The organism is Cytobacillus sp. BC1816, assembly GCF_051353635.1.
In the GTDB taxonomy this organism is placed as follows: domain Bacteria; phylum Bacillota; class Bacilli; order Bacillales; family Cytobacillaceae; genus Cytobacillus; species Cytobacillus oceanisediminis_C.
The window spans coordinates 3661841-3682687 of record NZ_CP195611.1 but is presented as its reverse complement, the minus strand read 5'-3'; the positions used below and the strand labels follow the sequence as shown (position 1 = coordinate 3682687).

Sequence of the window (20847 nt, the reverse complement as noted above, 5' to 3'; positions counted from 1 at the left end):
AACAATATTTATTGTTTTGATTAAATAGTTCGTAAAATGATTGACCATTTATTCAGTGTTTGATATAGTTACCTAGGGTTAATGAAATTAACGAATAATGCGTCTGGGGGAAATAGGACGATGAATGCTAATTATGATGTTATTGTTGTCGGTGCTGGACCGGCTGGAATATTTACTTGTTATGAACTAACACTAAAAATGCCTGAAGCAAATATTTTATTAATTGATAAGGGTCATGATATTTTTCGGAGGAATTGTCCGATTTTACAGAAAAAGATTGAGAAATGCCCGCCGGCCGCGGGAAAAAAAGAGTATGCAGGGTGTTTGCCGGCTTGTTCAATCACCAATGGTTTTGGCGGAGCAGGTGCTTATTCAGATGGGAAATTTAATATTACAAGTGAATTCGGCGGCTGGATGACAGATTATCTTCCTGATTCCCAGGTTGTTGAATTGATCAAATATGTAGATGAAATTAATTTAAAACATGGTGCAACTGAAAGCATCACAGATCCAATGACGGATGAAGTGAGAGATATTGAGCGCCGCGGTTATGCAGCGGGACTGAAACTTCTTCGAGCACAGGTTAGGCATTTAGGTACGGAGCAGAACCTTGAAATACTAAAAAGCATTTATGAATATTTGCGTGAAAAAATTGATATGTCTTACAAGACAGAGGTTGAAGATCTCATAACCGAAAAAGCGCCTGATGGCCATCGTATTATAGGGGTTAAGCTTAAGTCCGGAAATGAAGTTTATGCTGATAAGGTGGTTGTAGCACCTGGGAGAGATGGATCTGTTTGGCTGGCAAACCTCCTGAAGTCCCGCCGCTTAAAAATGATCAATAATCAGGTCGACATTGGGGTCCGGGTCGAAACTTCCAATATTGTCATGGAGGAGATTAATAAACATCTTTACGAAGGAAAGTTCACATTTAATACATCTGTCGGTACAAGAGTTCGGACATTCTGCAGCAATCCTTCCGGCCATGTCGTAGTGGAAAACCACTCCGGAATCATGCTGGCGAATGGCCATGCTTATAAAGACCCTAAATTGGGTAGCCCGAATACAAACTTTGCGCTGCTTGTATCCCATACATTCTCAGAACCGTTTGATAAGCCAAACGAGTATGCACACGAAATTTCAAGGCTTGCCAACAGCCTTTCAAACGGCGGAATCATTGTTCAAAAGTATGGAGATATACTAAAAGGAAGAAGATCAACTGAGAAGAGAATTAAAGAAGGTTTCCTTGAGCCAACCTTAAAAGAGGCGGTACCTGGCGACCTAGGCCTTGTGCTTCCATATAATACTATGAAAAGCCTGATTGAAATGACTGAGGCTTTAAACCATGTATCTCCTGGCCTTGCATCAGAACATACACTATTCTATGGCGTGGAGGCAAAATTCTACTCTGCACGCCCAAGACTTAATGACCGTTTCGAAACGGAAATCAGCGGCCTTTATGTTGGCGGGGACGGTGCAGGCATTACCAGAGGGCTCGCACAAGCCGGAGCTTGCGGAGTGTGGATAGCAAGGGATATCGTAGAAAAGAAAAGCAATGCACCAAGAAGGGAACCTGCAATAGTATAAAAACAGAAGGCCAAGCTGAAAAGCTGGCCTTTTTTCAATATGTAAAAACAGTCATTTCTTAACGAGACTGTATCTGATAAAATGTAAAACAATAAACAAGAATTAAAGGGGCAAAGGAGAGGACATAATGCTTGCAGAGCGTTTAAAGCCAGGGGATGAAATCCGGGTCATTGCACCGTCAAGAAGTATGGCTATCATAAAAGGCGAACAATTGCGAATTGCCCAGGAACGGCTGAATCAGCTTGGATTCACAGTAACATACGGTAAAAATGCAGAACTGCATGATGAGTTTTTCAGTACTTCTATTGAAGAGAGATTGGAAGATTTGCATGATGCTTTTACCGATCCTAATGTAAAGGGAATCCTGACAGTGATTGGCGGTTATAACGCCAACCAGCTTTTGAATTACATAGACTTCGAGATAATAAAAAACAATCCGAAAATATTCTGCGGATTTAGTGATATCACGGCATTGCAGGGCGCCATTTATAAAAAAACAGAATTGATCACCTATTCAGGCCCGCATTTTTCAAGCTTCGGTGTGAAACATGGCTTTGAGTACACTCTTGATTCTTTTGTTAATGCAGTAACCAATGACGCTCCCTATGAAATCCTCGCTTCATCACATTGGAGTGATGATCCATGGTATCTTGATCAGGAAGACAGACTTTTCATTAAAAACAATGGGTATACGGTCATCCAGGAAGGGTGTGCAGAAGGCAGATTAATTGGAGGGAATTTATGCACACTTAACCTGCTGCAGGGGACGGAGTTCATGCCATCATTAAAGGATTCTATCTTATTTATTGAAGATGATGAGGAATCACATGCTCTTACCTTTGATCGGGATCTTCAATCACTGCTGCACCTGCCTGATGCTCAAGGCATCAAAGGAATCCTGATTGGCAGATTTCAGAAGAATTCTCAGGTTACCGAAGAGGCACTGAGAAAGATTATTGATTCAAAAAAAGAGCTTCAAGGTATTCCTGTGATTGGAAATGTGAATTTCGGCCATGTGCAGCCCTGTGCCACTATTCCGATTGGAGGGAAAGCAGTTATAAAAGCAGAAAGTTCTGAGAGTGAAATTTGGATTGAACAGATATAATTAATCCCCGGAAGTGATGCCGGGGTTTTTTTGTGTAAAAAATACACTCATTTCCAGTAGTAATTTTCTGTAAATGTTTGTATTATATTTCTAACTTACCCAAATGAGGTGTACTATGGAAATTTTTCTTAAAGAGCTGAAATGCTTGGCAAATACCAGGCAGTTTATAAAGGCGATGGATGTGCTGTCGAAGGAATTGGAGGATATAGGGAAATCGAGGTTTTCAATTATTAAAAATAAATTAGCAGAAATCTCCTCGATTGCAGATTTTAAGCTGCTCATTCAATTGTTTGACCGTGGAGTAATGTACCAATACAGTGGATTTATTGCCCGTTATGCACATCGCCGTTTTAATACTCTTCAAACCGCCATTTGGTATTGTGATGAGTTAATTGACAGCGGTAAAACTCTGGAAGCGAATGATATCATAACGGAGTATTTGAGAAAGCAACCACATGATGCAGACACTGAGCTGATTATAAGTGCATTATTTACGGAAGTACATAGCCTTCTGGAGTTAAAGAGAACGAAAGAGGCTGAGGAAAGGCTCGTCGAAATGGAGGCGATCAGCGAAAAACCAATCTGGGATAAGCTGGGGTTTTATTATCTGCAGGCAGGAGACCGTACCAAGGCAGAATCCTATTTAACGGCTGGCCTGAGGGGTGAGGAACGAGGACATGTTTGTTATCTTTTGTTATCGGATTTATACGCATCAACTGGCGACCGGGAAAAGTCGCTTCGAACAATTAAAGAAGGAATGGAAGAACACCCCCAAGCACCTGCATTGAAACTGGAACTTATTCGCAGGTACAGGGATCTTGGTTTTCATGAGGACATGCTCTCATTGATGAATGAGGTCGACCGGCTTGTACCTTTTCACATTTATAAGCGCTATTTTGAACATCTTAGAGCTTTATCCTATTATCAAAAAAATGAACTTGAAAAATTACATCACTTTATCTCTCAAAAGAAAATGAAGGACAGTCCTTTCTCGGCAGATAAGGGGTTTACTGAAACAGGTGATACAGTAAAGCTTTCTATTAATCCTGTTGTACAGAAGAGCAATTACTGTGTGCCTGCCAGTTTTGAAATGCTCTTTTCTTATTTTGGCAAAAAGGAGACTCAGGATGATATTGCCGAACATATTTTTGATGTGACTGGTTCAAAGCTGTCTGCATCTGCGGAATACCTTGAAAAAGAAGGTTTCGCTTGCCGTTTCTTTACTGGTGATAAGGAGCGATATAAGACATTATTGCTGCAAGGGATACCCGTTATCCTTAGTGTCGACTTTGAGGCATCTTCACATGTCCAAGTTATGACGGGAATTGATGAACGATTTGGCTTTTATATGGTACAGGATCCAAATTTCTTAGAAACAATGTACGTTACTTATGAAGAGTTCCAAAAGCTTGCTGTTAATACAAACCTTTTATCCATTGCGGCAGTGCCAAAAGCGAGAGAGGCGGATCTGGGGTTTCTATCTATGGATGAGCACCGGTATTATAAGAAACTTCATTCACTTTCGGAGCAGGTGGAAGAGGATATAAAGAAGAATGAACCGGCTATGGCAGCCTTTTTATCCTCTTCAATGAATGAACCTTATACACTCATATATACAGTGAAATTCTTTTCCGGGGATAAATACAAAGAGTTCATTATTGAATGTTCCGAAAAGCTGCTTGCCATTTTTCCGGAGTCTGACTTTTTTAAGCTTCATGCAGCTCAGGCATATATACGTTTACACGAAATCGACCGTGCTGAGAAGATATTATCAATGGTTGAAAGAAAAACATTCAGTCCATTATACCAGTATTTAATAGGAAGGATTCATCTGCATAAGGACGATTACCATACCGCAATCGGCTTTTTCAGAACTTCTTTGCAGCTTGACTCTGATCAATACTATATATGGAGTTATATTGCTCTCTGTCTCCTTTATAATTCCGAGCCGGAAGCTGGGAAAGGAATGTCTGACATTGCACTGAAAATTAATGAGCAGGATCGTTTTATCAGAGTTAATCATGCCATTATCCTTTCTGATCTGAAAAAGTACGATGAAGCACGCTCCATATACAGTGAATTGCTGCGTGAAGATCATGGCGATGCGTATGTTTGGTATGAGAGAGCGAAGCTTGACCAAGCAGGAGGAAACATTCGCAAGGCTGAAAGAGGCTACAATATTTCAGCCTGCCTGGATCCGGAAATCCCTTATCCATACCTGGCTCTTGCCGATTGCTATGAGTATTTATTTGAAGACAAAGGGCGCGCTGAAGAGATTTTAGTGAAAGGAGTGGAGTTATCAAGGAGTCCGCAGATTCTAATCCGCTTGGGTGATCTTTACAAAGATCATGAGGAATATGCAAAAGCAGAGAGTATATATTTCTCCTGCATAACAGAAAATCCTGATGAGGTTTTTGCCTATCTAGGTTATGCATTTGCTATCTCTGAAACAAAGGGGCCTGATAGAGCAGCTGAATTTATCAGGAAACATGAAGAACGTTTCTGGAAGGATAGTGAGTTTTTAATAAATGGGGGCAAGCTGCTGGCTGACTTTGGACAAGACCAGAAGGACTTCCACTTGCTGGAGGCAGGGTTGGCTTTAATTGAAAGAGGTTTTAACTATATTGATCAAAATCTGGATGAAGCCCTGGAACTTTATGTAACTATTGCGGAAGCGACGCCTTATCTGAATCGTGCAATCGCTTTTCTGGAATCAAAAGCTGAATGCGAAGACACCCAAACTGACTATCTATGCTATTCGGGCACTTTATATGAAAGTGCGGAACGATATGCTGAAGCCATTAGGATATATGAAAACGCCTTAGAGAAAAAAGAAACAGCTTTTCCATATTACAGGCTTGGGGAAACCTATTTTAAGCTTGAAAAATATGAATTGTCGATCAAGGCACTGAGGAAATCCCTGGATCTTAATCCTGAGACAGAGGGGGCATATACACGCATCGCACAAATTTATGGAATTTTGGGAGATGAACAAAAGGAAGCAGAGTATATGCTGCTTCTGATTGATAAGGCCCCTTTAACAGTTAATATTGAATATTTAACAAGAATGCTTTCCATTGAAGGACTTCTTGGATTTATAGAAAAATTGAATCAAATGAAGGGAGAAGTTATTGAAACATGGAGGCTGGATAGCCTTGCATATGCTTATGGGGCAGCAGGGGACAGTATAAAGGAAGAGAGCTGTCTTTTGGAAGCTCTGGATTTGGATTCTCAATTAGCTGAATTAAAGCATCACTATTCTAAGCTTCTTATAAAGAATAAGAAATATAAAGAGGCAAAGAATTTGCTTGAAGAGCTTATAAAAGAGCAATGGGATGATGAAAGTTTATATGAAACTTTGATTGCTTTATTTGCTGAGTCAAATAGAATCATTAACCTTTCTGCATTCCTGGGAAAAGTTAGAACCGAAAAAAGTGAAAAAAGCCAGGTTTTCTTATTGGCGGCCGATGCTTTGGCAAAGCGTGCAAGCGGGGGTGATTTGGAAGCTGAACAGAAGTCCTCCTTCATTGGAAGGTTTGTACAAAAGATGAGAGAAAAGACAAAGCAAATCACTTTGTTTGGAGTGATTATCGATTTATATGAGTCTTCAATCAGACTTAATCCGCTTAATAAAGATGCATCTATCGGTCTTGCCGGATTCTATGAATCTGTAAATCTTGAGGATGATGCAAAAAAGGTTTTGAAGTCTTCTCTTGTGAATGATTGGGATTTCGTTACAGCCTATCAGCTCGCACAGCTGCATCTGGCAGGCGGGAATGATCCCCTTGAGGAAGCGGCAGAGATGAACAGTGCAATAAAACTTCTGGACGCCTGCCTAAAAGAAAAACCGGAAGATACTCATATTCTGCTTTTGAAGGCGGTGGCATTTACACACAGAATGAGATTTACCGAGGCAGAGGTACTCTTTACAAAAGTGTTAAAGGAAAATCCATATGAGAAAGAGGCCCATTTTAGATATGGGAATCTATTAAATAAAAGAAAGAGGCACGAAGAAGCTATAGAGATTATGTTGGATGGCCTTAAGGTACACCCTGAGGATACTTCATTATTTATTGAACTCGCTATCTCTTACCATAAGGTAGAGGATGTCGAAAAGTCACTAAAACTCATGGAGGATGTGCTTGAAATCGATCCTGACCTTTTGATAGCAAGATATAATAAAGCTTGCTATCTTTCAATCTTAAATAGATTGGAAGAAGCTGACGAAGAACTTGAGTATGTACTTTATCATGATGAAGATGGATATTTTCAGGAACTTGCAGAGGAAGACATTGATCTTATTAATTTGAAAAAAAGCACCATATAACTAATACAAACAGCCGCTGTCAGCCGGCTGTTTTTTTTCGTGCAAATGGTTCATTTTGAGAATATGAACATTCTTTAAGAAAGATTTTGGGTGTCAATTCATATATTTTAATATATTGGCTCAGAAGATAGCGTCAAACTTTATAAATCTACTTCCAAACTTAATGCCCTAGGCGCTTTCTTGCGCCATTGAAAATGGAGGGGTTTCTGAAATGGATCAATCAAACCTAATTAAGCCGATGCTTGATGCACAGTACCCGATAATTGATTACGGCAAGGGAGTTTACTTATATGATACTGACGGAAAGGAATATTTGGATGCATCGTCTGGCGCAATAACGGCCAATATTGGCCATGGTGTTGAGGAAATCATTGAGGCAATGCATGAACAAGCTAAGAAAGTCTCTTTTGTGTATCGTTCGCAATTTACCAGCGGGGCAGCTGAAAAGCTAGCTCTTAAAATAGCGGGAGCAGCAATTGGAGACTTAAATTGGAGCTTTTTTGTGAACAGCGGCTCTGAGGCCACTGAAACAGCTATGAAAATAGCGATTCAATATTGGCAGGAAAAAGGTATTCAGACAAAAACAAAGGTGCTTTCAAGGTGGATGAGCTATCATGGCATAACCCTGGGCGCTTTATCAATGTCAGGTCATACGGGCAGAAGGGCGCGCTTTATACCACTGCTTGAAGATTTTCCTGTCATTCATCCGCCATATTGCTATAGGTGTCCATACAATCTAGAAGCGCCTGAATGCGGTTATCTGTGTGCCCATGAACTTGAAACCGTCATTAAACGGATAGGGCAAGAGAATATTGCTGCATTTATCGCAGAGCCAGTCATTGGGGCTGCAGGGGGTGCTATAACCCCTCCAAAAGATTACTACCGGATAATAAAAGAAATTTGTGACCGGCATGACATTTTGTTTATTGCTGATGAGGTAATGACTGGTTTTGGCAGAACGGGCACAATGCTTGCCTGCGAGCAATGGAATGTTAAACCTGATATTGTCGCACTTGGTAAAGGAATGGGGGCCGGGTATGCTCCGATTGCGGCTGCCCTTGTAAGCGATGAAATTATGAAGCCTATATTGGCGGGGTCAAAGAGCATTATGAGCGGCCATACCTTAAGTGCCAATCCTCAGTCCTGCGCAGTTTCTCTCGCAGTGCTTGAGTATATTGAAAAAAATAACATCATCCCTGAAGTGGATAGCAAGGGTGTGTATTTGAAAAATAAGTTGATAAAACTGCAATCCAAATTTTCTTTCATTGGTGATGTTAGAGGAAAAGGACTAATGATCGGACTTGAATTTGTAAAAAATCATCTGTCCAGAGAGCCGTTTTCAAGAAGATTTAGTCTGACACAAAGATTAATAAAGGAAGCTCAGGAACAGGGACTGCTTATTTACCCGGCGGGGGCAGGCAGAACCGGCACCGATGGAGATGCTGTATTGATTGCACCGCCGCTTACCATTACCAAAAGAGAAATTGATGATTTGGTGAAAAGGTTTGAAAGGACTTTGCAGATTTTTACAGAAAAACACTTGATCTTTGCTGAGGAAGAGGCTGAATAAAAATGGAAAACACTTATAACAAAATCATTGAAATTGATGAGGCAATGAAGCATTTTCGGGATGGCATGATCATTATGTTTGGCGGATTCGGCGGAATTGGCACCCCTCCTGCCCTTATTGACGGCATTTTGGATAATGGGTTCAAAGATTTAACGCTTATCGGCAATGATTCAGGGTTTCCCCATATTGGCATCGGGAAAGTGGTAAGCCAGGGAAGGGCGAAAAAAATGATTGCTTCCCATATCGGATCAAACCCCATTGCCGGCCAATTAATGACAGATGGGAAAATGGAAGTGGAGTTTTCGCCACAGGGAATATTGGCAGAGAGAATCCGTGCAGGGGGAGTCGGCATTCCTGCCATTCTTTCCGATATTGGACTTGATAATGACATTGTAACCAGCAATAAAGAAACATGTAATTTGAGTGGAAAAAAATATCTTGTTGAAACAGCTCTAACAGCTGAAATATCCATTGTCTTTGCCAAAAAAGCGGATCCTTACGGAAACTTAATTTATGACAAAAGTGCGAGAAACACAAACCCGCTTGTTGCTATGGCGGGAGATATGACCATTGCAGAAGTGGAGGAAATCGTCCCTCTTGGCAGCCTCGACCCTGATGAAATTATAACACCAGGGGTTTTTGTGGATTATATTGTCCCTTCGAAAGGAGTGAATTGGAAATGGGCATGGGAGTAGAAATCAGAGATCGCATTGCAAAACGTGCTGCTGAAGAAATAAAGAACGGGATGATTGTAAATCTCGGCATTGGAATCCCTTCGCTTGTTCCTAATCATCTTCCGGATGGGACAAAAGTGATGTTTCATGCTGAAAATGGCATTACAGGTATGGGGCCAAGTCCTGGTAAAGGGAAGGAAGATGAAAATCTCTGTAACGCTGGCGGTTTTCCGGTTTCCGTTGTAAAAGGTGCTTCGTATTGTGACAGTACTATTGCCTTTGGGATGATCCGCAGAGGAAGAGTTGATATGACAATCCTTGGCTCCCTGCAGGTGAGTGAAAAGGGAGATCTGGCCAATTGGATTGTCCCTGGTAAAAAAGTTCCTGGCATGGGCGGGGCAATGGAACTTGCCCAAAAAGCCAAAAAAGTAATTGTCCTGATGAACCAGACAGACAAGTATGGAAATTCAAAAATTGTGAACGAGTGCAGTCTGCCTCTTACATCTGCCCGCTGTGTAGACATGATTATTACGGAGATGGCTGTCTTTCAAATAACAAATCGTGGTCTGACACTGACTGAATTGTTTGCACCGCACTCGATTCATGCAGTAAGGGCGAAAACCGGCTGCAATTTTACCATTGCTGGGAATGTGAGAGTGATTAATTGATAGACAGTATCCTATGTTTGGCTGTGGTCTTAGAAAAGGAGTGGGAATATGAATGCTCATGCAAAGGTTAAACAGTGGCTGGAAGAAAATAGGCAAAGGGGAACAAGACTTCTTCAGCAGCTTGTCCAGGAAGGAAGCATCCGTGGGAAAGAAAGCAGTGCACAGGCTGTCATCATTGAAAAATGCCGCAAACTTGGACTAACCCTTGATATTTGGGAGATTGGCAAGGAGCAATTGACCAATCATCCAGCCTTTTGTTCGGATAGAAAGGATTTTTCCGGAAATCCCAATGTGGTGGCTACTTTGAAAGGAACAGGCGGGGGAAGGTCCCTTATCCTTAATGGCCATATTGATGTTGTTCCAGAGGGAGACCGAAATGATTGGAATCATGATCCTTTTAGCGGCAGAATCGAAGATGGAAAGCTATATGGCCGGGGTTCAACGGATATGAAAGGAGGAACAGTCTCACTTCTGCTTGCAATGGAAGCCATCATAACGCTTGGAATCAAGCTTAAAGGAGATGTGATATTCCAAAGTGTCATAGAAGAAGAAAGCGGAGGGGCGGGTACTTTGGCTGCTGTCCTCCGGGGATATACAGCCGACGGCGCAATCATTCCCGAACCGACAAATATGAAGCTCTTCCCAAAACAGCAGGGTTCGATGTGGTTTCGGATAACGGTCAAAGGGCGTTCCGCTCATGGAGGAACCCGATATGAAGGCATCAATGCAATCGAAAAAGCCATGACAGTAATGACAAAGCTTCAGGAACTTGAAAAATTAAGAAACCAAAGAATTGAGGATCCGCTATATTCCAAGATTCCAATTCCGATCCCTATTAATATCGGAAAAATAAATAGCGGCGAATGGCCTTCTTCAGTACCGGATATTGCCATCATAGAGGGAAGGATGGGGGTGGCGCCAGATGAGGAAATGAAATCTGCGGAAAAAGAACTGGAACAGTGCCTGAAGGAAGCAGCACAAAATGATGCCTGGCTTAAAAAGAATCCTCCTCAAGTTGAATGGTTCGGCGGACGCTGGCTGCCTGGTGATTTGGAACAGGATCACCCTCTAATGACTGTATTATCGGAGTCTTTTGAAGAAGTAAAAGGCATGCAGCCGGCAGTGGAAGCATCACCCTGGGGCACGGATGGAGGCATATTATCCAAAGTGGGAAATACACCAGTTGTTGTCTTTGGCCCCGGTGTGACTGAAGCTGCCCATGATGTCAACGAATATATTTCCTTGCAGGAAGTTTTTGAAGCTGCTGAAATCATTGCTCTGGCCATGCTGGAATGGTGCGGCACTAATCAGCGAGAGGGGAAATGATGATGGGATCAATTAAAATAAAAACGGAGATACCGGGACCGAGAGCGAAGGAATTATTGGCTAAAAAAGAGCAGAATGTGCCAAAGGGGCCATTTAACACGATTCAGACATTTGCGGATAAGGGGAATGGAGCACTTCTGACAGATATAGACGGAAATACTTTTCTTGATTTTGCCGGGGCAATCGGCACATTAAATGTTGGCCATTGCCCGCCAAGGGTAGTGGAAGCCCTGCATGCCCAAATTGATCAATATCTTCATCCGTGCTTCCATGTCATGATGTATGAGCCTTATATTAAACTGGCAGAAAAGCTTAACAGCATTACACCCGGAAATCACAGCAAAAAAACATTCTTTTTAAGCACCGGCGCAGAGGCAGTGGAAAATGCCGTAAAGATAGCAAGGAAATATACCGGCCGAAAAGGGATCATATCATTTGAGCGGGGGTTTCATGGCCGTACCTATATGTCCATGAGTTTAACGAGCAAGGTTAAACCATATAAATATGAATTTGGGCCATTTGCGCCTGAAACATATAAATGGCCTTACCCTTATTATTACCGCAGCGAGGGGCTGAAGGATAAAGAACATGATCTTGCCTTGCTTAAGAGATTCGAAACTTTTTTTCTCAGCGAGGTGCCTCCTGAAGAAATTGCTGCTGTTATTATGGAGCCCGTACAGGGTGAGGGCGGTTTCGTTATGCCGTCTTCCCGTTTTGTAAAAGGTGTAAAACAGCTTTGTGAAAAACATGGAATCCTCTTTATTGCTGATGAGGTTCAGACGGGATTTGGCAGGACTGGCAAAATGTTTGCTATGGAGCATTATGATGTTGTGCCGGATTTAATTACGATGTCAAAATCAATCGGTGCCGGATTGCCGATCAGTGCTGTAACTGGAAGGGCTGACATAATGGATTCACCGAATATCGGTGAAATAGGCGGAACTTATGGAGGCAGTCCGCTCGGGTGTGCAGCCGCATTAGAAGTGATTCAAACAATTGAGGAAGAAGGATTAATAGGAAGGGCAAATGAAATCGGAAGCCTTTTTACTGAAAAATTTTCAGATCTTCCTTTAAAATATAAGCAAGTGGGTGAAGTTCGTTCTTTAGGGGCAATGTGTGCCATTGAATTTGTTAAAGATCAGGATACAAAGGAACCGAATAAGGAAATAGTTCAGGAGATCCTGTCAAAAGCGCACAAGCGCGGCCTCATTGTTATGAGCGCAGGCCTCTTTGGCAATATCATTCGCCTGCTTACTCCGCTTATTACACCCGATGAACAGCTCAATGAAGGATTAACCGTACTAGAAGAGGTAATAGCTGAATGCTGCACATAAGGAGGAATACAAATGAAACAACATTTATGGATCGGCGGAAAGTTCAAGGAAACAGAGAACTACAAAGCGTTGAAAAGCCCTTATAATGGGGAAGGTATTGCAGAAGTTGCCATGGCTTCTCCTTCCGATGTGAAGTCAGCGATAGATGCGGCAGATCATGCCAGAAAAACAATGGCTGAAATGCCTGCTCATAAAAGGGCAGAAATACTGGAAAATGCAGTTGCCATCATGAAGGAAGAAAAAGAAGAGTGTGCAATGATCATTGCGCGTGAAGCATCTAAACCCCTAAAGGCTGCAAGAGGAGAAGTGGACCGCACCATCATGACATATACCTTCGCTGCCCAGGAAGCGCGCAAGCTTTATGGAGAGACAATCCCAATGGATGCTGCTCCTGGAGGTGAAGGCAGGGTTGCTTATACAGTAAAGGAGCCGCTTGGAATTATCGGCGCCATCACTCCATTCAATTTTCCTATGAACCTTGTTGCCCATAAAGTGGGGCCTGCAATTGCTGCCGGAAATACGGTTGTATTAAAGCCTGCATCCCAAACGCCAATGTCCGCATATAAAATAGCTGATATTTTTCGCAGAGCGGGACTTCCTGATGGAGCTCTGAATGTTATAACAGGGAGCGGCGGAACGGTAGGGGATGTGCTTGTTGCAGACGACCGCATATCGATGATTACTTTTACAGGGAGCCCGGCAGTAGGAAAACAGATCCGCGAAAATGCCGGCTTAAAGAGAGTAACACTTGAATTGGGTTCCAATTCGGCAGTAGTAGTGGATGAGAATGCAGACGTGGAGAAAATTGTCCCGAGAATTGCAGCTGGGGCATTTGCCTTCCAGGGGCAGGTATGTATTTCCGTTCAGCGAATCTATGTGCATGAATCCCTATACCAGACATTTGCAGAACGCTTTGTTGAGGAAGCCAAAAAGCTAAAAATCGGCGATCCGCTTAATGAAGAAACAGATATTTCTGCGATGATCTCGAAGAGCGACACCGACCGAGTGCAAAGCTGGATCGAGAGTGCCGTTAAGAGCGGAGCAGAACTTGCTCTTGGCGGAAAGGCAGCAGATAATACCTTGTATCCAACCGTCCTGCTGAACGTTGATAAATCAGAAAAAATTTCATGTGAGGAAGCATTTGCACCTGTTGTCCATATTAATTCATTCAGCAGCTTTGAAGAGGCGCTTGCACTTGTGAATGATTCAGATTATGGTCTGCAGGCTGGTGTTTTCACCAATGATGTGAACAAAGCCTTCAGAGCTGCAAAGGAGCTTCATGTTGGTGGTGTGATGATTAACGATTTCCCAACCTTCCGTGTAGACCATATGCCATATGGTGGGGTAAAAATGAGCGGAATGGGACGTGAAGGCATAAAATATGCTGTTGAAGAAATGACTGAGATGAAACTGATCAGCTTTAAAATTGACTAAGATGAAGGACAGGAATTATATCGCAGTCTAACGGGCAGTAAGACCTCCACTTCAAGGCTCAGGGGAAATCATTGAGGGATAAGCGGGGGTCAAACTGCCGGTAAAAGGGGCTGATTCGGCCGGAAAAATGGCGGAATTGGCCCTTATTCCTTCATACATCTATAATGCCTTGCCGTTTGGCAGGCAGTTTTTTAATAGGAGGGGGTCTATGCAATGAATAAAAAAGCTTCTGTAAAAACAATAAAAAAAGAAAATGTTCTTGCTGAATTATACCTTGATCCATTCAATAAACGTTTAAGAGTAGATGATTATGCAGGGAAATTGGAAGATGCTGTCCATGAAGCAGAGAAAACGGCAAAGGAACACCAATGTGAGAAATTAATTTTTAGAGGAAGAGTGGAAAGTTATACTAATCTGCTTGCTCTGGGGTTTCAGTGCGAAGCTGTTATTGACGGGTACTTCCGGGGTTCTGATCAATACTTTTTCTGCAAATATTTTTCAGACGAAAGAAGAGTCAATCCACATTGGATTTCAGAAGACAGCATTATTTCAAATGTAGTTGCCCTTTCAAGAAACCCGGATGTCATCATGCCTCCTTCCGAATATCAGCTCATGAAAATATCGGAGAAAGATGCTGAAAAACTTGCTTCACTTTATCGGGAAGTATTTCAAGTTTATCCAACACCTCTCCATGATCCCTCATATATTAAAAAGACAATCCAGGAAGGTACCATCTATTACGCATTTCAGTATAATGATGACCTTGTCAGTGCAGCTTCAGCGGAGGTCAATCTTTTTTATAAAAACGCAGAACTGACAGATTGTGCGACACTTCCGTCCCACCGTAAACATGGTTTAATGAAAATACTCCTTGAAAAATTGGAAAAAGATTTAAAATCGCAGGGTGTATTCTGTACCTACTCCATTGCCAGAGCGCTGTCTTTCGGAATGAATGCCGTTCTTCATCAGCTGGGCTATTCCTATCGGGGCCGGCTTCTTAACAACTGTTATATTTTCGATAAACTTGAAAATATGAATGTCTGGGTAAAGAATTTGGCTGCTGCAGATTCCTGGAGCCACAAAAAATAGTGCCAGTTTTTCGGCACGATCCTGACAAATTTTCGGCACCCTGTCATATACATAAATATGGGAGGGGATATTATGATTGAAACTCAAAACATTTCAAAAGAAGTTCTGGCAGCCATACTAAAGGGCATTGATGAAGGAATTCATGTTGTGGATTTGGATGGAAACACTATTTTTTATAATGAAATTGCTGCAAGGCACGATGGCCTTGTGGTTTCTGAGGTAATCGGAAGACCTGTTCTGAAAGTCTTTCCTTCATTGGATAAAGAGACAAGCACCTTACTAAAAGTAATGAAAACAAAAAAACCGATCTATAATCAGACGCAATCCTATGTGAACCTTCATGGCGCACAAATAGAAACCATTAATACAACTCTCCCTATTACTGTAGATGGCAAAGTAGCGGGAGCTGTTGAGATTGCTAAGGACTATTCCAGATTAAAGCTTCTATCTGAAAGCCTTCTGGATTTGCGAAAAAAAATAAAACAGCCTGTCAAAAAAAAGACTTCTGTTCAGAATGTACAGTACACACTGGATAGTCTTCTTACTATAAATCAGGAAATGCAAAAAATTAAAAAGGAAGCAGCCAAACTGGCAAAGTCTGATTCCTCCATTCTGGTGTTTGGCGAAAGTGGATGCGGAAAGGAGCTCTTCGTTCAGGGACTCCACCATTCTTCCTCAAGAGCTGCCGGGCCATTTATAGCCCAGAACTGTGCAGCTATACCCGAATCCTTGCTTGAAAGCATTCTATTCGGGACGGCTAAGGGAAGCTATACAGGAGCTGTAGACAGGCCAGGGCTTTTTGAACTAGCCGATGGGGGAACACTCTTCCTTGATGAAGTACATGCCATGCCAATTGAGCTCCAGGCAAAACTGCTTAGAGTGCTGGAGGATGGGATTGTCAGAAGAGTGGGAAGCCCAAAGAGCTCCCATGTAGATGTGAGAGTGATTGCAGCCATGAATATCCATCCAGTGGAAGCGCTGGAGAGAAACCAAATCAGAACAGACTTATTTTACCGCTTAAATGTTCTCACTTTCGGTCTCCTTCCTCTAAGGGATAGAAAAGAAGATATTGAATTTCTTGCACATCACTTTATTAAGGGATTTAATCAGGTATTACACAAAAACCTTTCTGGAATCGGGGATGATGTGCTTGCCTTTTTCAGACAATATCATTGGCCCGGAAATGTCAGGGAATTAAAGCATACAATCGAATACATGATGAATGTCTGTGAAGACCGTTTTCTTAAAACAGAGGATTTGCCTGTGATAATGAAACAGCAGCTGCAAAAGGATGAACAGGCTGTTTCACTATGGGTTCAGCCTTTAAAGGCGAGCATGGAAGCACAGGAAAAAGCATTAATTGAAAAAGCTCTTCTAGAGACCAATGGAAATATAAAAAGAGCCGCAAAGCTATTGGAGGTTCCACGGCAGACGCTGCAATATAAACTGGCAAAACATAATATTGATATAAATAACAGGAGCCTTGTCTGCAGCAAGTATGAAAGTGCCGAATAATCGGCATTTTTTTTTGTTTTATAGCCACCAGTTCAGTAAAAATATCCTTCAGCTGCTAACAATCGCCACTCCGGCAAGGTTTTCATATGATAATACAAAAGATTCAGAATTGGCATGATTCTTGCATTATGTATTTTAAAAGAAATCCATATAGGGGGAATTTAAATGAAGAACTTTTTATATAAACCGGATCGGTACTGGAAAGACATTGAGCTCTGGAAGGATGTCACAGAGGAACAATGGAATGATTGGCTCTGGCAGCTGACAAATACAATTCGCACTGTTGATGATCTGAAGAAAGTCATCAATCTCACCCCGGATGAGGAAGAAGGGGTAAGGATCTCGACTAAGACAATTCCGCTGAACATCACACCTTATTATGCTTCACTAATGAATCCGGATGATCCGCGATGCCCGATCAGAATGCAATCTGTACCAATTTCAAAAGAAATATATAAAACAAAATATGACCTTGAAGATCCTTTGCATGAAGATGAAGATTCACCTGTCCCTGGCCTGACGCACCGTTATCCTGATCGTGTCTTATTTCTGGTGACAAATCAATGCTCCATGTATTGCCGCTATTGTACAAGAAGGAGATTTTCCGGTCAAATTGGCATGGGAGTGCCAAAAAAACAGCTTGATGCGGCGATCAGCTATATCAGGAGTGCCCCTCAGGTTAGGGATGTTCTCATTTCTGGCGGGGATGGACTTTTGATTAATGATAATATCCTTGAGTACATTTTGAAGAATTTGCGGGAAATCGATCATGTTGAAATCATCAGAATCGGCACGCGGGCACCAGTTGTTTTTCCGCAGCGGATTACCGAAAATTTATGCAATATCCTGAAAAAGTATCATCCAGTATGGCTGAATACACATTTTAATACTTCCATTGAAATTACCGAAGATTCCAAGAGAGCATGTGAGATGCTGGCAAATGCCGGTGTCCCAGTTGGTAACCAATCCGTTATTTTGGCTGGTATAAACGATAGCGTTCCAATAATGAAAAAACTAATGCATGACCTTGTTAAAATCCGGGTCCGGCCTTATTACATTTATCAATGCGATTTATCTGAAGGCATTGGCCATTTTCGTGCACCAGTTTCAAAGGGGCTTGAGATCATTGAAGGATTAAGAGGACATACTTCCGGATATGCGGTTCCAACTTTTGTTGTAGACGCGCCTGGCGGAGGCGGAAAAATCTCCTTGCAGCCAAATTACCTGATTTCACAAAGTGCAGATAAAGTGGTCCTTCGTAATTTTGAAGGAGTCATAACCACCTATCCGGAGCCGGAAAACTATGTTCCTGGCCGTGCTGAAGGTTATTTTAAAGAAGTTTACCCGGAAATGGATGAAAAACGGTCCAATGTCGGAATAGCCGCGCTGATGAATGATCAGCAGTTTAATCTAGTACCTGAAGGGCTCGCAAGACTTGACCGCCGTGAAAAATACGAAAGCGATCCTTCCCACAGTTCATTGAAGGATAAGCGTGACAAACGGGATGAACTAAAGGAAAAGAAATTCACTGCCCAGCAGACGAAACAGAATCCAGCGGCTGAAACGGATGCCGAGACTGCAGCGGCAAAGGAATAGGAGGCTAATAATGCAAAGTAAATGTGCATGGTGTGAAAGCCAAAATATAAATGAAAGCAGGGAAACCGTTTATTGGGAGCTGCCTGATGGAACAAGGGCCATCCAAATCAATGAGACACCTTCCATTTCCTGCAGGGATTGTGAAATGGTTTACCAGTCAGATGATCTCGTTAAGGAGATTGAGGACCAATTATTTTTGATTGATGTGAAAAAGATTGGAAAAGAGATAAATTACGAAAAGCTGATGGAGCAGCCGAGGCTGCTGAAGCGAAATTATTTCGATTTCTCTTCCTATGATAAGTAAGTGATAAGGGCAGCCCGGAAAGCTATGCGGGCTGCTTTTTTCTATGTATTAGTAGACGAACTGAGCACAATTCGATTATAGTAGAAAATAAATTAATGAACGACAGAATAAAGGGGAAGGCGTTAGTATGTCCAAAACTTTCTATCACTTTTTAATGAAATACAGGCACCCTGCACCAAAGGACGACATCAGCCGTTTTGCCAATGACGCATATGAGGATCACAGCTTTCCGAAAACAGCCTATGATTATGATGAGGTCAGCTCTTACCTAGAATTGAACGGAAGTTATCCGGAGAGCATGTCTGTATTTGATGAAGTCTGGCAATTGTATATTCTTTCTGAAAGCTGAATGAATTCATGGAAACACTCCGACTAAGGAGTGTTTTTTATTTAGGCTGTTTTCGTAAAGTTCGTTGCTTTTTAATATCATAGTTTAATTTACTGAGTTGATCTTCAATGTGGGAACTTGATCCTCGAAAATACATACGCATTTTCCACGTGCGGTGCTGATTTGCGGAAGATAATTTAATGTCCTGCGGGAGTAGAGGGAGTGGGAGACCCCACAGGCGAAGCCGAGGAGCTCTGTTCCTCCCCTCGGAAAGCAACGGGCTGAATTCATAATCAAAAACAGCAATCTATGAGAAAGAAAAGAGCATTATTTAAAATGGGACATCTGCGCTTTTTGCTTGATTGTGATGAACGTACGGACGATTTTTATAAAAAGTGCATATACTATTGTATTCAATACTCACGACTCAGTCATTGAGAGGATGGAGGAAATGAGCAAAAAAAAGAAACCAAAGTACAAAATCGGTGATACAGTCGTGATCACTATTTATGGTACAGTCGGAAAAGTAACAGATGTGAAATGGTTAGATGATATGTACGTCTATGAAGTCAATAAAAGTGAAGGTCTATATATGGAATCCAGCCTTCAAATGCTGTCTGAGTATGAAGGTGAGATTATGGAAAAGGAGCATATTGACATCGAATATAAATACTTTTTTGGTGACCTTGTCCAAGTCAAGGGGTATGGTTCGGATCTCTTCAAAATAGTAGGCTTCAGGACGGAAATTTGGAGATACAAAGAAGATGCATGGGAAGATGTTATTTATGAGCTTTCGAGAATTAATGACGGGGAATGGCTGGAGGCAGGAGAAGAAGAGCTGACTCTCGTTGCGGATGCTGAAAGTGCAGATGCTTTTATCCAGAAGCTGGGACTCCTTTATATGATCAACAAAAAAGAAAAGCTGCCTGAATTAAAGGATTCTGCTCATTCATTCCGCAAGGCAGAGAAGGAATTGCTTGAAGGCATTAAAGAAAGAAAAGTGCTTATTGATGGTTTGCTTGATATATATAATGATTATCGTATACTTTATGAAATGTTTCAGGATGATGAGTATAAGCATATCATGCGGGTTATACTCAGAAAACTGAAGCATATCGCCAATAATGATGATAAGAGCACTGTGTAAAAAAAGCAGGCTCCGGGTTCTTAGCATTTCTTAGAGCCAAGTGATTAGGAGATACAGTAAAAATGGGATGCCAAACCATATGACCAGTTTAAACCAGGCATTTAATAGATTGCTATAAAGATTAATGATGAAGCTTTCTTCACGATTGACATCTTCTTTAATGATTAGGGCCAGTCTGGATATACTTGACATGTGCTGCCTCCTCAATTTCTGAATAAAATGGATCGTTGTTAGCTGCTTATCCTATATGTATGTCCGAAATGAAGAAAAATGCACGGTAGGACAAAATAAAGAATATGACTTTTCTGAAAGTTGGTTTGCATGAATCCAGGTAGTGCTTCATACATTTTGTACAAAGGGGGCGTTGCTGTGAAGGAAATAGAGGTCGTAATAGATACGGAAGAAATTGCTGAGTTTTTCTTTCATGAGCTGGCAAAAAGAGGTTATGTGCCTACTGAAGGAGAATTGGATGAACTTGCAGATATCACATTCGAATACCTGCTGCAAAAGTGCATCATTGATGAAGAAATTGAAGATGATTAATATAGAAAAATGACGAGGAAAGGTGCTCGTCATTTTTTTGCGGAGCAGCAGGAAGATCATGCACATACATATTCTGAAACTTTGAATTACAAGTACACACCATCATTCAAGAAAACGCTGAGTAATGATAAAGCAATTTCCGCATATTTTAAAAATTTTGGCGGTACACTTGAAAAATGAAACTTTTCCGGTTATCTGCTCGTATATCAAAATGTAGCTGGTGCTTTGTGTTATATAATAGAGACCGCAGGAAAATATTAAAAAAGTTGGCCGGCTGGAAGGTAAACCTTACATGGAAAA

At 41.7% G+C, this 20847-nt stretch carries 17 protein-coding genes; 16 read left to right on the top strand and 1 reads right to left on the bottom strand.

From position 1 onward, the window contains the following. Positions 1-120 precede the first annotated feature (120 nt). The 15 genes from ACR42H_RS18720 to ACR42H_RS18650 all read left to right on the top strand — a co-directional run bounded on the left by ACR42H_RS18720 (position 121) and on the right by ACR42H_RS18650 (position 20004). Positions 121-1587: an NAD(P)/FAD-dependent oxidoreductase gene (locus ACR42H_RS18720; protein WP_436372507.1), complete on the top strand. Its 1467-nt coding sequence runs from the start codon at positions 121-123 to the stop codon at positions 1585-1587. A gap of 127 nt (positions 1588-1714) precedes the next feature. Further along, complete coding sequence (locus ACR42H_RS18715; RefSeq protein WP_436372505.1) at positions 1715-2692, top strand: S66 family peptidase; 978 nt, start codon at positions 1715-1717, stop codon at positions 2690-2692. A gap of 115 nt (positions 2693-2807) precedes the next feature. Then, the gene (locus ACR42H_RS18710; RefSeq protein WP_436372503.1) at positions 2808-7019 is read left to right on the top strand and encodes a tetratricopeptide repeat protein; all 4212 of its coding nucleotides are present in this window, start codon (positions 2808-2810) and stop codon (positions 7017-7019) included. A gap of 211 nt (positions 7020-7230) precedes the next feature. Next, positions 7231-8589 (top strand): aspartate aminotransferase family protein, encoded by a 1359-nt coding sequence (locus ACR42H_RS18705; RefSeq protein ID WP_113884687.1) that lies wholly within the window; start codon positions 7231-7233, stop codon positions 8587-8589. A gap of 2 nt (positions 8590-8591) precedes the next feature. Continuing rightward, positions 8592-9284 (top strand): CoA transferase subunit A, encoded by a 693-nt coding sequence (locus ACR42H_RS18700; protein WP_436372501.1) that lies wholly within the window; start codon positions 8592-8594, stop codon positions 9282-9284. Then, on the top strand, positions 9269-9931 hold the full coding sequence (locus tag ACR42H_RS18695) for a 3-oxoacid CoA-transferase subunit B (protein WP_113884689.1): 663 nt from the start codon (positions 9269-9271) through the stop codon (positions 9929-9931). Before ACR42H_RS18700 ends, ACR42H_RS18695 begins: the two co-directional genes overlap by 16 nt. A 48-nt stretch (positions 9932-9979) precedes the next feature. Next, entirely contained in the window at positions 9980-11257 is a 1278-nt protein-coding gene (locus tag ACR42H_RS18690; protein WP_436372498.1) for a peptidase, read from the top strand. Further along, complete coding sequence (gene gabT / locus ACR42H_RS18685; RefSeq protein ID WP_436377002.1) at positions 11257-12591, top strand: 4-aminobutyrate--2-oxoglutarate transaminase; 1335 nt, start codon at positions 11257-11259, stop codon at positions 12589-12591. Before ACR42H_RS18690 ends, gabT begins: the two co-directional genes overlap by 1 nt. Positions 12592-12603: 12 nt before the next feature. Next, positions 12604-14025, top strand: a complete 1422-nt coding sequence (locus tag ACR42H_RS18680; RefSeq protein WP_436372496.1) for an aldehyde dehydrogenase family protein — start codon at positions 12604-12606, stop codon at positions 14023-14025. 213 nt (positions 14026-14238) lie between these two features. Further along, positions 14239-15114 carry a putative beta-lysine N-acetyltransferase gene (gene ablB, locus ACR42H_RS18675; protein WP_436372494.1) on the top strand — a complete coding sequence of 292 codons (876 nt, stop codon included), beginning with the start codon at positions 14239-14241 and terminating at the stop codon, positions 15112-15114. 72 nt (positions 15115-15186) lie between these two features. Beyond that, the gene (locus tag ACR42H_RS18670; protein ID WP_436372492.1) at positions 15187-16629 is read left to right on the top strand and encodes a sigma-54 interaction domain-containing protein; all 1443 of its coding nucleotides are present in this window, start codon (positions 15187-15189) and stop codon (positions 16627-16629) included. 165 nt (positions 16630-16794) lie between these two features. Further along, positions 16795-18225 carry a lysine 2,3-aminomutase gene (gene ablA / locus ACR42H_RS18665; protein ID WP_436372490.1) on the top strand — a complete coding sequence of 477 codons (1431 nt, stop codon included), beginning with the start codon at positions 16795-16797 and terminating at the stop codon, positions 18223-18225. Between the two features lie 10 nt (positions 18226-18235). Next, a complete protein-coding gene (locus tag ACR42H_RS18660; RefSeq protein WP_436372488.1) occupies positions 18236-18529 on the top strand; it encodes a YokU family protein in 294 nt (97 codons plus the stop codon). A 127-nt stretch (positions 18530-18656) separates the two neighbouring features. Beyond that, complete coding sequence (locus ACR42H_RS18655; RefSeq protein ID WP_113884697.1) at positions 18657-18878, top strand: YozE family protein; 222 nt, start codon at positions 18657-18659, stop codon at positions 18876-18878. Positions 18879-19308: 430 nt separating this feature from the next. After that, entirely contained in the window at positions 19309-20004 is a 696-nt protein-coding gene (locus ACR42H_RS18650; RefSeq protein WP_019379695.1) for a hypothetical protein, read from the top strand. A gap of 30 nt (positions 20005-20034) precedes the next feature. On the opposite strand, the gene ACR42H_RS18645 is transcribed toward ACR42H_RS18650, so the two are convergent. Then, positions 20035-20196 carry a hypothetical protein gene (locus ACR42H_RS18645; protein WP_436372485.1) on the bottom strand — a complete coding sequence of 54 codons (162 nt, stop codon included), beginning with the start codon at positions 20194-20196 and terminating at the stop codon, positions 20035-20037. A gap of 177 nt (positions 20197-20373) precedes the next feature. Between ACR42H_RS18645 and ACR42H_RS18640 the strand changes: the two genes are divergently transcribed. After that, positions 20374-20547, top strand: a complete 174-nt coding sequence (locus ACR42H_RS18640) for a YozD family protein (protein ID WP_009332582.1) — start codon at positions 20374-20376, stop codon at positions 20545-20547. Positions 20548-20847 lie beyond the last annotated feature (300 nt).

Coding starts and splice junctions, on each gene's coding strand:
- ACR42H_RS18720 (WP_436372507.1), top strand. CDS start 121: ATGAATGCTAATTATGATGTTATTGTTGTCGGTGCTGGACCGGCTGGA.
- ACR42H_RS18715 (WP_436372505.1), top strand. CDS start 1,715: ATGCTTGCAGAGCGTTTAAAGCCAGGGGATGAAATCCGGGTCATTGCA.
- ACR42H_RS18710 (WP_436372503.1), top strand. CDS start 2,808: ATGGAAATTTTTCTTAAAGAGCTGAAATGCTTGGCAAATACCAGGCAG.
- ACR42H_RS18705 (WP_113884687.1), top strand. CDS start 7,231: ATGGATCAATCAAACCTAATTAAGCCGATGCTTGATGCACAGTACCCG.
- ACR42H_RS18700 (WP_436372501.1), top strand. CDS start 8,592: ATGGAAAACACTTATAACAAAATCATTGAAATTGATGAGGCAATGAAG.
- ACR42H_RS18695 (WP_113884689.1), top strand. CDS start 9,269: ATGGGCATGGGAGTAGAAATCAGAGATCGCATTGCAAAACGTGCTGCT.
- ACR42H_RS18690 (WP_436372498.1), top strand. CDS start 9,980: ATGAATGCTCATGCAAAGGTTAAACAGTGGCTGGAAGAAAATAGGCAA.
- gabT (WP_436377002.1), top strand. CDS start 11,257: ATGATGGGATCAATTAAAATAAAAACGGAGATACCGGGACCGAGAGCG.
- ACR42H_RS18680 (WP_436372496.1), top strand. CDS start 12,604: ATGAAACAACATTTATGGATCGGCGGAAAGTTCAAGGAAACAGAGAAC.
- ablB (WP_436372494.1), top strand. CDS start 14,239: ATGAATAAAAAAGCTTCTGTAAAAACAATAAAAAAAGAAAATGTTCTT.
- ACR42H_RS18670 (WP_436372492.1), top strand. CDS start 15,187: ATGATTGAAACTCAAAACATTTCAAAAGAAGTTCTGGCAGCCATACTA.
- ablA (WP_436372490.1), top strand. CDS start 16,795: ATGAAGAACTTTTTATATAAACCGGATCGGTACTGGAAAGACATTGAG.
- ACR42H_RS18660 (WP_436372488.1), top strand. CDS start 18,236: ATGCAAAGTAAATGTGCATGGTGTGAAAGCCAAAATATAAATGAAAGC.
- ACR42H_RS18655 (WP_113884697.1), top strand. CDS start 18,657: ATGTCCAAAACTTTCTATCACTTTTTAATGAAATACAGGCACCCTGCA.
- ACR42H_RS18650 (WP_019379695.1), top strand. CDS start 19,309: ATGAGCAAAAAAAAGAAACCAAAGTACAAAATCGGTGATACAGTCGTG.
- ACR42H_RS18645 (WP_436372485.1), bottom strand. CDS start 20,196: ATGTCAAGTATATCCAGACTGGCCCTAATCATTAAAGAAGATGTCAAT.